The organism is Lunatimonas lonarensis (genome assembly GCF_000390185.1).
GTDB classification, from domain to species: Bacteria; Bacteroidota; Bacteroidia; order Cytophagales; family Cyclobacteriaceae; genus Lunatimonas; species Lunatimonas lonarensis.
In genome coordinates this window covers 14,272-28,912 of the sequence record NZ_AQHR01000096.1, presented here as the reverse complement: position 1 = coordinate 28,912, position 14,641 = coordinate 14,272, and the positions used below count along the sequence as shown (strand labels likewise).

Here is a 14,641-nt window from a genome sequence, read left to right as displayed (position 1 = left end):
GTTTTTTCATTCTTGTATGGTTTGTTTTTATGGTTGTCGTTTCCAATGCCCCATCCGGATGTTTTCGCCGAATCAAGGAGTTTGCGTTTTTGGTCGTTTGGGGAAATCAGGACCCCAACCTACAATGTTTCCCGACCCATGTTTGTACCTGATTTTACGACAGGTTAAATATAAACGAAAATTGGCTCAGGCTACAAAGAAAATTGGAAAAGCGCCACTGTTTAGGCCATTAATGGTTCTAACGCTGGTTCCTGAGTGAAACTTTTGCCGAGATAGGATAGTGGTCGGAGTAATCCACCTCTCTGTGTGTCCTAAACTGATGGACCTCAAACGCCTCATCCGTAAAAATATGGTCGATACGTAAAAAGAAGAGTACCCTGTTGTAGGTAAACCCGAACCCCTTGCCTGCCGATTCAAAGGCGTTTCGTAGAACAGACCTAACGGTGAAGTACGTATAGCTGTACGGTACGTCGTTGAAATCCCCGGCCAGTATTACAGGATAGGGAGAGTTGGAAATGTGTTCCATCAGCAGTTTGACCTGGGTGGCCCGCATCACAATGCCGTTTTTGAGCTTTCGGATGGTTTCGCGGTAATGTTTTTTGATTCCGTCCAGTTCGCCGAGCTGCTCCGCAGGAATATTCATCGATTCCAAATGGGTGTTATATATCCGGATCGTGTCTTTATTAACCTTAATGTCCACGAAGATAGAGCCATTGTTCTGCTTATTGTCAAATACGGTTCCTTCATTAACGATGGGGTATTTGCTGAAAATGGCAAGACCTTGGGATTTTTTTTTGCTGCCGCCAAAGGGGTGGTACATATGTTGGAAGTGCCCCTCCTCACTGATCAATTTGATGGCATTTCGGGAAGGGGTGGAATAATCCTGTTGAAATTCTTGGAAGCATTTTACGTCAGCGGGGAATTTTCGGGCCCATTCGATGGAATTGGCGATGGATTCCTTACTCTTGGGGCTCCACGCTTGGTTAAAGTACATAGCGTTGAAGCTTAAGATTACAAGATCGTTCTCGGCGGAGCTCGGTTGGTTCCACTGGAATGTAATGGGGAAAAACTTCCAACCGACCAATAAAACCACTATCGGATAAATGATAAGGCGAATTCTGCCAAAGAGAAAAAGGATGGCCAAAAATAAATTTAGTGCGATAAAAACCGGTATCAATAAGGGAAGCAGCCCGGTATAGGGGAAAAATTCCGGAGACACGTAGACGCTGGAAAACAAAATCAGAGATGTCATAAAAAAGAAAACCACCAATAACCTCATACGCTTACCTCTGCTAAACTCCCGCTTATCCCTACAAACATAACTTTAGTAAAGTTAGTATACAATTTGATCTTTTCAATCAGGGGCATTTTTGCTGTGCCTCAATTGGATATATTCCATTACACGACAACTTTTCCTTCCAAACATCCTTTTGACGGTTAAGGATTGGCATAGGGATACCTTTTTTATAGTAGCTATTTTAAAAATCGTGTTTTAGTTTACTTTTTCGAAATGGCTAAATTTCATTCTTAAAGACCTATTAGCAGAGCTGGAAAAATTTAATTAATTTCGTCTGAAATTTAACCAAATTTAAAGAAATGACAACTAAGTTATCCGTATTGGCCATCGTTTTGGGAATCTCGTTTTGTTGGCTCCTGTCATCCTGTGGAGAGCAAAAATCCACCGTAGAAAATGACCTTTCTGAAGCTCCATCCGACGAGGTTGTTGAAACCCGTGCCAGTCCTCTGAGGAGGGTTGAGGGTGCGATAGGAGGGAAGCAGGTAAAGGTTCAATATGGGTCTCCTGCCGTAAAGGGAAGGAAGATCTGGGGTGATTTGGTTCCCTACAATGAAGTGTGGCGTACCGGTGCAAATGAAGCCACACACATCGAATTCGCTCAGCCTCTACTTATTTCTGGGCAGACATTGCCGCCCGGGAAGTATTCTATTTTTACCATTCCGAGAGAGTCGGGACCATGGACTGTTATTTTTAATTCAGAATGGGACTTGGAGCACGGGCATTACCAATACAAGGAGGAGCACGATGTACTCAGGGTTACCGCAGAGCCTACCTGGGAGAGTTCCAGTCAGGAATCGCTATCGATAGAGGTAGTACCTCAGGGCTTGGTAATTAAATGGGAAAAGCTGAATTTGCCAATAACCATTGAATGAAATACGTAGGGTTTATTATATCCCTTTTCGTCACCTTGGCTTTGGTGATGGGTCTCTCACTGGATCTGGGAGGTGTCCCGCCAATCTCAGACCTCCTGGATCCTTTTCGGGGGTTTTGGCAAAACCAATACAGTGAAGACCAACGAGCAAGGGAATCCCTGCCTGTTTCCGGTCTTCAGGAGGAGGTATTGGTTCGGTATGACTCCCATCTGATCCCCCATATTTTTGCCCAAAATGAATTCGACCTATATAGGGCGCAGGGCTATGTCACCGCGCAGCACCGACTGTGGCAGATGGAATTTCAGATTCTGGCGGCAGCAGGCAAGATTTCAGAAATCGTAGGCCCGCAGGCGTTGGAGTTCGATCGTCTGCAGCGTAGAAAGGGGTTGGCATTCGGAGCAGAGGCAGGCCTTCGGTTTCTCGAAGATAATGACCCCGAAACCCTGCAAAAACTCCAAGCCTATGCCGAAGGGGTAAATGAGTACATCGACCAACTTCCGTTTTCCAAACTACCTATAGAGTATAAACTTTTAGGCTATAGGCCTTCTCCCTGGGACGCGGGCAAGACCGTGCTGCTATTGAAATACATGGCAGATATGCTGGTCGGTGATTTCGACATTGAGTATACCAACCTGCGGCTAATGCTTGGGGAGGATTGGATGAATAAACTCTTCCCCGATTTTCCGGATGTGGTAGATCCAGTCATCGATACTTCTCACGTTTGGACTTTTTCTGGCGGACAGCCACAGGTTCCCGATGATTTGAGCTACCCAGACTCTCTTTTGTGGCTAAAAACGCTGAATAAACCGGAGCCGGGTACGGGATCCAATAATTGGGCGGTTTCCGGTAGGAAAACGGAAAGCGGGAATCCCATGCTGGCAAATGATCCTCATTTGAGCTTAAACATGCCATCTCTCTGGTATGCGGTTCAGCTCAGTACTCCGGAGTTTACGACAAAAGGAGTGAGCTTACCTGGTGCCTTGGGCGTTATCAGCGGGTTCAACGAATACATAGCATGGGGAGTAACCAATGCCACACGTGACGTAAGAGATTCCTACCTGATCAACTTTAGAGACGATAGTCGACTGGAGTATTTGTACAATGATCAGTGGATACCCTCCGTGGTGAGGGTAGAGCGTATCAAAATAAAGGGAGAGCCGGATTTTTTGGATTCTGTAATCTATACGCATCATGGGCCGGTAGTGTACGACCGGGATTTCTCCGGTCGTCATCAGCTGGTGAATGTCGCTTTGAAATGGACAGCACATGAAGGCTCGAATGAGCAAAAGACTTTTCTGTTGCTCAATCGGGGAAGAACCCACTCCGATTACCTTGAAGCACTTGACCACTTCACCTCGCCCGCCCAAAATTTTGTATTCGCCAGCAAGTCAGGAGATATTGCGATCAAGGTACAGGGCAAGTTTCCGGTGAAGTGGAATGAGCAGGGGAAGTACCTGATGGATGGCAGTGACCCCCGGTTTGACTGGGGCGGGTACATTCCTTTTGACGAAAACCCTTCCTCACTAAATCCAGCGAGGGGATTTGTTAGCTCTGCAAATCAGCATTCTACGGATTCTACTTATCCGTATTATATGTTTGACCATACGTTTGAACATTACCGCAACAGACGGATCAATAGTCAACTTTCGAGGATGGATCAAATCTCTATTTCCGACATGAAGGCACTTCAGCTTGATGAGTACCATTTACATGCCTCTGAAATATTGCCGGTATTGTTGCAGTATCTGCGGGATCAATCAGAAGACGAACCCCTTTCCAATCGGGTGTTGGATTATATGGGTATCCTGGAAGATTGGGACTATTCTGCTGGCGCAAATCAGTTGGGTGCTACGGTTTTCACCGTATGGTGGGATCAGCTGAAGGAGATGGTGTTTGCAAAGTGGACTAGGGATGGCCTGCCTACCGTGCAGCCGTCCAATTTTCAGTTTTCCAGACTAATAAGCGGGGAACCCGCTAGTGAGCTTTTTGATCTGCCGGAAACGAGTATAAGAGAATCCGCTGTGGAACTTGCTATGATTTCGTTTCAAAAAGCCGTTGATAGGCTGGAGGAAATCAAAACGGAAAAGGGGAGCTTGGAATGGCACGTTTACAAAAATACGCAAATCAGTCACTTAGTGCCCAATTTCGGTTCATTCGGCTTTCAAGGCATAAAAACAGGAGGGGGTAAGGGCATTGTCAATGCAACCGACAGTCGCCATGGAGCGAGTTGGCGTATGGTTGTCGAAATGGGATCCGAAGTGCAAGCATTTGGGGTATACCCCGGCGGACAATCCGGTAATCCGGGGAGTAGGTTTTACGGGAATTTAATCCCCATTTGGGCGTCCGGCGATTACGTAGACTTTGGTCTGATGAAACGGGTCGATGCAAAGCCTTTTCTATTTGAAACCCGCTTAGATCCCCGTTGATAGTATGAAATTCGCTATATTATTTGTTACGTCGGTTTTGGTTTGGATGCTCTTGGGGTTTTGGTTGCCCTACTGGGCTATCATGGCCGTTCTTTTTTTGGTAGCCGTTTTTGTAAGGGCAAACCAAATCACGGCATTTATGGCCATCGGGTTGGGGGTTGGGGCCGTATGGTTGTTTTTTCCACTGTACCTATGGCTCACAACAGATTCGCAGTTGCCTATGCGAATGAGCGAGATCTTTGGGTTGAAAAACAGCAGCTATTTGCTGGGAATCACGGGAGTGATTGGTTTTTTGCTGGGTGGATTCAGCGGGTTGACCGGGAATTTGTTGGGGAATATTTTCCACAGGAGGTAGGCCTCCTTCAGGGCTCATTTAGTTCATTTCTTGAATATACGAGGTATTTTGGCTAACTTCGGATATATCGTGTCCGAGTGGGCATAGGATTTGACTGCAATTGGTGCAGATTCTTTTTTCGTTTTAAAATACAAGCATGAACAAGACTATTATTGTTTCGAACCGATTGCCGGTTAGTTTACAATTGAAATCGGGAAAATTTGAGTTCAAGGCCAGTGCCGGAGGATTGGCAACCGGCTTGGGATCTATTTATAAACAAGGAGAAAACCTTTGGATTGGTTGGCCCGGCAACGCTGTGGAGGACAGGCAGCAGCAAGTCGAGGTAGCGGATGAGTTGAAAAAGCTGAAAATGGCTCCAGTTTTTCTGTCAAAAGAAGACATCGAGCTATACTATGAAGGCTTCAGCAATGAAACCATTTGGCCAGCCTTTCATTATTTCACCCAGTACATCAACTACGAAGACGCCTACTGGGAGGCCTACTGTGCCGTCAACAAGAAATTTTGCGATGCCATACTAGCCGTGGCCGAACCCACAGATACGATCTGGGTACACGATTATCAACTGCTTTTGCTCCCTATGATGCTTCGGGAGGCGTTGCCCGATGCGACGATAGCCTTTTTTCAGCACATTCCGTTTCCTTCTTACGAAATTATCCGGATGCTGCCATGGCGAAAGCAACTGTTGGAAGGAATGGTCGGTGCCGACCTGATAGGCTTTCACACCTATGATGATATGAGGCATTTTTTAAGTGCCGTTGGTCGTATTCTGGGGTTGTCCAATGAAAGTGGCTACATCCAAGCAGATCATAGGCTGGTAAATGTGGATTCTTTTCCCATGGGGATCGACTATGATAAGTTCGCCCAAGCGGCCCTTAGCAAAAAGACCCTGTCGAAAAAGAAGAAATTTAAAGACCAACTTGGTGATCAGAAGCTGCTGATCACCATCGACCGCCTGGATTATTCCAAGGGTATTCCACAGCGGATCAGGGCATTTGATAAGTTGTTGGAGGAGCGGGAGGATTTTCATGGCAAGGTCTCGATGATCATGGTGGTGGTTCCGTCCAGAGCCAAGGTTCAGTCCTACATGAAACTTAAAAAGGAGATCGATACGCTGGTAGGCCGTATAAACAGCAAATACAGTACGCTGAACTGGGTGCCTATCCACTATTTTTACCGAGGCTTTCCCTTTGAAGAACTCAGTGCCTTTTATTCCATGTCTGATATTGCGTTGGTTACTCCGCTGCGGGATGGTATGAATTTGGTGTGTAAGGAATTCGTCGCTTCTAAAACCGACCAAGACGGTGTGCTGATTCTGTCGGAAATGGCCGGGGCCAGCAAGGAACTGGTGGATGCCATTTTGGTAAATCCAAATGATATTTTGGCGGTAAAGCAAGCGATTATCGATGCATTGACGATGGAGGAAGCGGAGCGTAAATCCCGGATAGGCTCCATGCAGGCTAGCCTACGTCGCTACGATATTTTTCAGTGGGTGGACGTGTTTATGGATCGCCTTACGCATGTCAAACAGAAACAGCAGGAGTTTCAATCCAAAGCGATCGATAAGCCATTGATAGAAGAGATGGTGGGGAGATTTAGGAATGCCAAACGGCCCATCGTATTCTTGGATTATGATGGTACGCTGGTAGGGTTTAAGACGAATCCGGGGGATGCCTACCCCGATCAGGAACTGCTGCAGATAGTAGATAAGTTGGCTAGTAAATGTGAGGTGGTATTAATCAGTGGTAGGGATAAGGAGACGCTCGGAAAATGGTTTGAGAAGCAGCGGGTGGAAATGATCGCGGAACATGGCGTTTGGCTGAAGAAATCTGATCAAGAGGACTGGGAACTCTATGCCAATGTGGACGATGGATGGAAGGAGGATATTCGACAGGTGATGGAATACTATGTGCTCCGTACTCCTGGGGCATTTATCGAAGAAAAGCACCATTCCCTCGTATGGCATTACAGGAAAGTGGAGAGTGGGCTGGGCGACCTGCGTATGAGGGAGCTTTTTAGCCACTTGAAATACATGGCCAGCGGGCATAATCTACAGGTATTGGAGGGAAATATGGTGCTGGAAATTAAGCGGCCCGATATTAACAAGGGTAGGGCGGCAACTGCTTTTATGCGTGGCACAGCCTATGACTTCATATTGGCGCTTGGCGACGATTGGACCGATGAGGATACCTTTAAGGCCATGCCGAAGGATTCCTACACGATTCGGGTTGGATATGATTACACCCAAGCCAACTATAACATCAAGAATCCCACGGAAGTCAGAAAGCTTTTATCCCTCATGGTAAGTTAGTGCGTGTATTGATTTATCTCGCAGAATGAAACTGGTTTCAACGGATAAATTTTTAAAAAAGAGCTTATTCCGATTTGGAAAATTGCTGTTTTTGGGCAACAAAAACCCAAAAATATTGGTTTGGTTTATGATACTGTTTTCGCCAATTTGATGTGCATTTAATCGTTTAGTAACACATTAACCCCCAACCCTATGTTTTCAAAAGCCTGCCAGTACGGCATCCGATCTGTGATTTATATTTGGAAGCAAAGTCTAAGTGGACTTCGTGTGGGCGCAAAAGAAATTGCCGAGCATGTTCAGGCTCCGGAGCCTTTCACCGCCAAAATTCTTCAGGATTTGGTTAGAAAAAACATCGTTTCCTCCCAAAAAGGGCCATCGGGCGGATTTTACGTTGAGGAGGAGCAGGGCAAATTCTCACTTAAGGATCTTGTCGTTGCAATCGACGGCGATGAGCTATTTACCGGGTGTAGTCTAGGGCTTAAATATTGTTCCGAATCCAACCCCTGCCCTATGCACAGTGACATTGTCAGGATTAGGGTTCAACTGGAAGAGATGCTCACGCGAAAAACCTTGAAGGAGATAGCCCAGGAAGTGGAAAACGGGGATTCCGTTTTGGCAAGGTTTGCATAGGCTGTCGTGGTGAATGTGAAATCTACCTTTATTGGATCCAAACGAAGAGGCCTGATTCTGTGTTGCTCAAATGCAGCTTTCAGGGCCAAGCATTCTCCAAATTCAGCAGCGTAATGGGTCGATCGGTTTTTGATGGGTGCTAATCAGCAGGAAGGCTTACGGTTTTTTCAAAAGCTTGCAATGCCTCGGGCTTGCCAACCAAATAGATCACGTCGCCAAGCTTGAGCCTGGTTTCTCCCGTTATATTGGTTTCCGTGACCCCCTCTCGTTTGATCGCTACGAGGTTGACGTTTGCTTTTTCGCGTAGGTTGATGTCTTTTATGGGCTGTCCCAAATAGGGGCCTGTGTCTTTTTCGATCTTGACGCTGACAAAGTTGATTTCGGGCACATCCAATGTAATCCCCGGTCCTTGTTCGAGCGACGAATACCGGAACATCTCGTAGTTATGGGTTCTTACGTCTTCTGTAAATGCCGCAATGCTGCGTTTGGGAACCAGATACTTGTTAAGTACCCGGGTAAAAATCTCTATGGATGTTTCGAATTCCTCCGGAATGACCTCGTCTGCGCCTAGGTGCATCAGGGATTCTATTTCATTTACATAGCGGGTTCTGACAATCAGACTTGCATTGGGGTTGAGGGACCGCACGTGCAGAACGATACTTTTGGTTGCTTCGCTATTTGAAATGGCAACTACCACAACCCGCGCCTTATGGATATTTATGTGTTCAAGTACAGCCCCATTGCTGGCATCACCATATACGATGGGTTCGCCTTTTGCTGCTTCATCCCGAACCGTCTCAGGATTCATCTCGATTATTGCAAAAGGAATGTCAGCGGTTTTCGCAGCCCTTGCGAGGTTTCTTCCGTTTAGGCCATATCCTATAATGACCAAATGGTCGTTTAGTTTTTCTTCGTCCAATTCAATGGGCGCAGGTTGGTTGCTGTCCAGTCGGTTTTTGATTTTAGATGGCAATGGGGCGTTCAGGATTCGGCAAGCCAAAATTTCCCGGTTTTTTAGAAGAAAAGGTGTGATGCCCATGGTGAGGATCGAAATGGCCAAAAAATACTGGTAGGTTTCGTTATCCAATAAGTTATACTTCAGACCTTCCTTAGCCAACAGCAATGAAAACTCACCCACCTGAAAAAGGGAAAAACCTACTATAAAGGCTTCTTTATATCCCGAGCCTATTGCCCGCACAGCTAGTGTGGCCGCAGTGAATTTCAGCACAAAGGTCAGCAGTACCAATAACAGGATTACAAGTAGGTGATCGTACAAAAAGGAAACATCGAACAGCATGCCCACCGAGACAAAGAAAAAACTTAGAAATATTTCCCGGAAGGGCAGGATCTTGCCAGTCGCATGATGGCTGTATTCAGATTCACTGATAATGAGGCCGGCCAAAAACGCACCAAGACCAAGTGATAGGCCAAGCAATGAGGTGGCATAGGCCACGGCAAAGCAAATGACGATGATACTCAACAAAAACAGCTCTTCGTTTCGCGTCCGCGCCACCCGAAACAGTATTTTCGGTATCACGTATTTGGCACCTAGAATGGTCAATACAATGACAACCCCTCCTTTGAAGGCAAGAAGAAGCAGAGATAGCAGAATATTGTCCGACTCTCCAGCGAGCATGGGAGTGAACAATACAAAAGGCACGATGATTATGTCCTGAAATATGAGAATGGCCAATGTAGTCCTACCGGAAATGGTATTTACCTGTCCGGCCTCCTGCAAAATCTTCAGGACAATCGCCGTACTGCTCAACGAAAAAAGGAAACCAAAAAAAACAGCTATGGGCCAAGAGAAACCAAAAAGGTAGGAAACCAGGGTCGTAAAGCCAATCGTAAAAAGCACTTGTAAAGCTCCTCCTATAAACACGGCTTTCTTTATGGCCATGAGGCTTCGTAGTGAGAACTCCATCCCTATGACGAAAAGCAGTAGGATGACCCCTATCTCTGAGAGAACCTCCACAGCGGTGGAAGCATCTACCAAAGAAAGGCCATAGGGCCCTGCAATGGCACCGGTGAACAGATACCCAATGATCGTCGGCAGCTTTAACCGCATAAAAAGGAGTATCACCAAGGTGGCCAACCCAAAGATGACGACAATATCAGAAAGGAGGGGTATTTCAGCTGCTGCGAGTAGGGTTGGAAACATAAAAGCTGTTGTAAAGGATTGTTTGGGTTGGAAAAAAGGAATCAAGCAACAACTTCTCCATCTAGATTATGCAATGATTTCCTTTTTTTGAATTCCATACCTTTCATATAATTCCGTGGTTAACGAACCAGCACTTCTTGGGTAAAGTTAACCAAATCGGAGTAAAGATCATGCCATTTATTCGACAATACAAAAACCTGTCCAGCAAGCCGCTTGATAAAATTCATCTAAAAAAATTCTAAAGGTGGTATGTAGGTATGCTATCCGGGTACAAAGCACGCTATATCTGAAAAAAAAAGGCCAAACGTAGTTGCTTGGCCCTTATCAATAGGATTATCGTCTACTTAAAGCGCTGGAACCAACCATTGGGCTACCAGCTTCCCTGTGCTACCATCGCTTTGGCGACCCTTTCAAAACCTGCAATGTTGGCGGCGTTTAGATAGTCCTGCTTATCGAGGGAATATTTTTTCATGGTATCCAGACAGTTTTCATGGATTCCCTGCATCAGCACCCTTAGTTCGATTTCCATTCGATCTCGGGGCCAATACCTGCCCAATCTGTTTTGCGTCATTTCCAGACCGGAGATGGCTACTCCGCCGGCATTCGCAGCCTTGCCGGGTGCATAGATGATATTGGATTTTTGGACGGCTTTGATCGCAGGATCCGTCAGGGGCATGTTGGCGCCCTCGGCTATCAACATGACTCCGTTTTTGTCGAGGTCTTTTACGTCGTCCGCATCCAGTTCGTTTTGGGTGGCACAGGGAAAGGCACAATCCGCCGGAACGGACCAAATACGTTTTTCGGTTCCCTCGTAATAGGTGGCTGATTTGAATTTTTCGGCATAGCCCGCTACGCTTTCCCGTTTGGTGTTTTTCAGTTCCTTCAGAAAGGCCAGCTTTTCCGCATTTAGACCCTCTTCATCGTGGATGAATCCCGTTGAGTCGGAGAATGCGACTACGTTGGCTTTGTGCTCCAGTAGCTTTTCGATGGCAAATTGGGAGACGTTTCCTGAACCTGAAACCAGGCAGGTTTTTGCTTCCAGGTTTTCACCGATTTCAGTCAGCATGTATTCGGCAAAGTGTACCAAACCATAGCCGGTGGCCTCGGGCCGAAGGAAAGATCCGCCCCAAAGAGGGCCTTTCCCCGTGATGCTTCCCTGAAATTCGTTCCTGATTTTTTTAAATGCACCAAACAGATATCCGATTTCCTTTTCTCCTACGCCGATGTCTCCGGCCGGGATATCGGTGAAATGCCCTATATGACGCTGCGCCTCCAGCATCCAAGCCTGGCAGAAACGCATGATTTCCCGGTCGGATTTGTGCTTGGGATTGAAATCCGCGCCTCCCTTGCCAGACCCAAGCGGTAGCCCCGTCAATGCATTCTTGAAAGTTTGTTCGAAGGCAAGGAACTTGAGGATACTGAGATTGAGGCTGGGATGAAACCGGAGGCCTCCTTTATAGGGGCCCATGGCGCTGTTCATTTGGACCCTATAGCCCCTGTTGACTTGGATCTGATTGTTGTCATCAGTCCAGCAAACCCTAAAGGTGATGATCCGCTCCGGCTCCGCCATTCGTTCGAAAACCTTTTCCTCCAGGTACTTGTCGTTCTTAGAAAGAATGGGCTCAATACTCTCGAAGACTTCCAACACCGCTTGGTGAAATTCGGGTTCACCGGGATTTCTATCTTTTATTGAATCAAGTACGTGATTGATTTTTGTCATGTAGGCTGGGGTTTATTTTCAATAGCTATTGGTATGGATGTTAGTTTGCTGCGCTAATCAGGGTATTAGCTCCAAAAGTTAAGCGGTTTTTTGGAGGGGAATTTCCATTTCAGGCAACAAGCCGGTAAATATAACCAAGATTGTAGTTATAGATTGTCAAACACCTCAAAAATTGCCTGCGATTTTAGCAGGCACTCTTCGTACTCGCTGTTCGCATCGGCATCTATGGTGATGGCACTGCCAACCCCAAAGTAGAAGGTTCCGTGATGTTGGTCAATCACTACACTGCGGATGATGACATTCCAATCGAAGTCTCCCTTGGTGTCTATATATCCCATACTGCCTGAAAACCAGCCACGTTTGAAGTCCTCATAACGATCAATCAGTTCCATTGCTTTTATTTTTGGGGCGCCGGTCATACTGCCCATGGGAAAGGTCTTGGAGAGTATCTGGGCAAAGCTCACATCATCTGGAAGCGTGCAACTGACGCTGGAAATCATTTGCGAAATCCTTCTGAACCGGTATACCCCAAACAGTTCATCGACGGTGATGCTTCCGATCTTTCCCACTCTAGCCAAATCATTGCGCATGAGATCTACGATCATTAGGTTTTCGGCCTGTTCTTTTTCACTGTTTCGAAGCTTCGAAACCAGTTCTTCATCTTCCTCCTCCGTTTTCCCTCTGCGGGTGCTTCCTTTAATCGGTTGGGCTAAGAGCGTGTTTCCTTCTTTTTTCAAAAACCGCTCAGGCGATGCGCTTATAACAGCCCGGTCTCCCGTAACAAACAGCCCGCTGAATGGCATAGGGGACAGCCCGTTGAGTTTGAGATAAATTTCGATGGGATCAATCACCTCAAAACGTCCCTCATATCCGATACAGTAGTTCATCTCGTAAATGTCCCCTTCACGAATGTGTTCCTGAATCCGTGCAAAGTTTTGGAAATACGATTCCTTTGAGGTAATAGGCTTTATTATTACGTTTGAATTTCTTGTATTGGAGGAGGGTAACGGGAAGGATCCTATTTCGTCGATAATTTTCGCAGCATTCGGATGGAAAACATGTGCGTTGCCGAATTCAAATTCCACGCGAAACGCAGCACGAAAAAAAACTGCGTCAGGGCATGACGCCAACGATCTGTTTTCACTAGCGAGGTGCTCGTACCTGTTTTTTTGATCATAGCTCACTATGCCTGCAGCGTAGTACCCGCTGTGGGTATGAATGGATTCCATGTCAATTGTCTGATTTCCAGCTAATAGAAGATGTTTAAATCCGCCACGCGGATAGTGCACCTGGTTTGGGTTAAAATAACTAACATAGGTATAAGTCTTTCTCGACCAGTAGAGCAGGCGTTTGATCCATTCATTGTCCCAAACAACCGTGGCCCGAAATACGGCAATATCCATGTGGCGAAATTACATAAAAAAAGGGCTAACGTTCCCGCTAGCCCTTAGATACCTGACATTCTAATTAATTTGCATTGATTTCGAAATCAACGCTTACGGTGTTATATATAAATTGGTCTTTAGCTTTGTCTACTGCATTGGCTTCGTTGCCGTAAGAAAGACCCCACTCCGTACGATCGATATTGAAACCAGCTTTGGCACTCACACCACCATCATTTACAGCAATGCTTGCCGGAAACTTAATGTTTTTGGTTGTTCCACGCATAGTCAGGTTACCGCTTACCCAATGTGTTGGGTTGGATGGAGCGATCTCGGTTGCACTTTTTGGTGTGTTTTCCGTTTCAAACTCCTCACTGTCCTCGATGCTTCCGGCACTGAATGGCTCGATGGAGGTAATTTCAAAGGTAGCTTGAGGGAAATTCTGCGCATCAAAGAAGTCGTCCGACTGTAGGTGTCCCCACAATTTCCCGTAGTTCTCCGAGCCTGCCTCAAGATCGTGGATTTCCAATTTGGTGATGTCGAAGGTAAAGTTACCCGCGGTGATCGCGTTGCCATCCACTTTCAGATCGCCCGCTACTACTGGGATGATGCCGAAGTGCTGACCACTTGGCTTGTAGCCTCTCCAATTCACTTTACTGGCATCAGTGTCCAATGATAAGGTAACACCGCTTCCTGCCGCTACTTCAGCCGCTTCGCGGGTCTCTACAGTATCTCCGCCCTTACCACAGGCAAATGCAACAATGGAAAGAGCAAAAAGGTACGTTGAAATTTTAAATAGTTTCATAGTTTTGAAAGATAGTTTAATTGGCTTAGAATTAAATGTACATACATGAAAACTATTTTACCCTCAAAAAGTTCACCGCTGGGTAAAAAAAAATTATTGATTTGATTGGTTTATCCACGTACATCCAACTAATGTAAACGAAATAATGGCGCTTATTAAGAAGGTAAATGGCAAGTCCCCGGTTTGGGGCGAGGGGTGCTTCATCGCAGATAATGCCACCGTGGTGGGCGATGTCATAATGGGAGATAACTGCACGGTTTGGTTCAATGCCGTCGTGCGGGGAGATGTGCATGAGATCAGGATAGGAAATCAGACCAACATCCAAGATGGGGCGGTGATCCATTGTACCTATCAAAAGGCGGGCACTTACATTGGAAGCAATGTGTCCATTGCCCACAAAGCCATCGTGCATGGGTGCACTATCCATGACAATGTCCTTATAGGCATGGGGGCAATTGTGATGGATAGGGCGGTGGTTCAGGAAGGAGCAGTAATTGCTGCCGGAGCAGTGGTATTAGCTGATACGGTAGTTGAGCCTAATAGCGTCTATGCCGGCATACCTGCAAAGAAGGTAAAAGATACCGGTGAGTTTATGAAAAGTGAAATTCAGCGAATAGCCGGCAATTACCCCATGTATGCCAGCTGGTATGAGTGATTGCGCTTGCGTTTAGGCATGAGTCCACCA

Annotated in this window: 11 protein-coding genes; 6 read left to right on the top strand and 5 right to left on the bottom strand. The window is 46.3% G+C overall.

Annotation, left to right across the window (positions count from 1 at the left end):
- Positions 1-238: 238 nt before the first annotated feature.
- The gene (locus ADIS_RS16610) at positions 239-1,252 is read right to left on the bottom strand and encodes an endonuclease/exonuclease/phosphatase family protein (RefSeq protein WP_238325452.1); all 1,014 of its coding nucleotides are present in this window, start codon (positions 1,250-1,252) and stop codon (positions 239-241) included.
- 344 nt (positions 1,253-1,596) lie between these two features.
- Between ADIS_RS16610 and ADIS_RS16605 the strand changes: the two genes are divergently transcribed.
- From ADIS_RS16605 to ADIS_RS16585, 5 genes are all read left to right on the top strand, one after another.
- On the top strand, positions 1,597-2,169 hold the full coding sequence (locus ADIS_RS16605; RefSeq protein ID WP_010855805.1) for a DUF2911 domain-containing protein: 573 nt from the start codon (positions 1,597-1,599) through the stop codon (positions 2,167-2,169).
- Positions 2,166-4,595 (top strand): penicillin acylase family protein, encoded by a 2,430-nt coding sequence (locus tag ADIS_RS16600; protein WP_010855804.1) that lies wholly within the window; start codon positions 2,166-2,168, stop codon positions 4,593-4,595. Before ADIS_RS16605 ends, ADIS_RS16600 begins: the two co-directional genes overlap by 4 nt.
- Positions 4,596-4,599: 4 nt before the next feature.
- Positions 4,600-4,950: a hypothetical protein gene (locus ADIS_RS16595; protein ID WP_035806579.1), complete on the top strand. Its 351-nt coding sequence runs from the start codon at positions 4,600-4,602 to the stop codon at positions 4,948-4,950.
- A gap of 136 nt (positions 4,951-5,086) precedes the next feature.
- A complete protein-coding gene (locus ADIS_RS16590; protein ID WP_010855802.1) occupies positions 5,087-7,258 on the top strand; it encodes a bifunctional alpha,alpha-trehalose-phosphate synthase (UDP-forming)/trehalose-phosphatase in 2,172 nt (723 codons plus the stop codon).
- A 192-nt stretch (positions 7,259-7,450) separates the two neighbouring features.
- Positions 7,451-7,888: an RrF2 family transcriptional regulator gene (locus tag ADIS_RS16585; RefSeq protein ID WP_010855801.1), complete on the top strand. Its 438-nt coding sequence runs from the start codon at positions 7,451-7,453 to the stop codon at positions 7,886-7,888.
- A 139-nt stretch (positions 7,889-8,027) separates the two neighbouring features.
- Here ADIS_RS16585 and ADIS_RS16580 read toward each other — a convergent pair whose 3' ends face one another.
- The 4 genes from ADIS_RS16580 to ADIS_RS16565 form a co-directional block, all read right to left on the bottom strand.
- A complete protein-coding gene (locus tag ADIS_RS16580) occupies positions 8,028-10,049 on the bottom strand; it encodes a monovalent cation:proton antiporter family protein (protein ID WP_010855800.1) in 2,022 nt (673 codons plus the stop codon).
- A gap of 370 nt (positions 10,050-10,419) precedes the next feature.
- Positions 10,420-11,769 (bottom strand): NADP-specific glutamate dehydrogenase, encoded by a 1,350-nt coding sequence (gdhA, locus tag ADIS_RS16575; protein WP_010855799.1) that lies wholly within the window; start codon positions 11,767-11,769, stop codon positions 10,420-10,422.
- Between the two features lie 146 nt (positions 11,770-11,915).
- The gene (locus ADIS_RS16570) at positions 11,916-13,172 is read right to left on the bottom strand and encodes an anthranilate synthase component I family protein (protein ID WP_035806576.1); all 1,257 of its coding nucleotides are present in this window, start codon (positions 13,170-13,172) and stop codon (positions 11,916-11,918) included.
- Positions 13,173-13,236: 64 nt separating this feature from the next.
- Positions 13,237-13,956, bottom strand: a complete 720-nt coding sequence (locus tag ADIS_RS16565; protein WP_010855797.1) for a YceI family protein — start codon at positions 13,954-13,956, stop codon at positions 13,237-13,239.
- 145 nt (positions 13,957-14,101) lie between these two features.
- On the opposite strand from ADIS_RS16565, the gene ADIS_RS16560 reads away from it, so the two are divergent.
- Positions 14,102-14,611 (top strand): gamma carbonic anhydrase family protein, encoded by a 510-nt coding sequence (locus ADIS_RS16560; protein ID WP_010855796.1) that lies wholly within the window; start codon positions 14,102-14,104, stop codon positions 14,609-14,611.
- Positions 14,612-14,641: the final 30 nt, after the last annotated feature.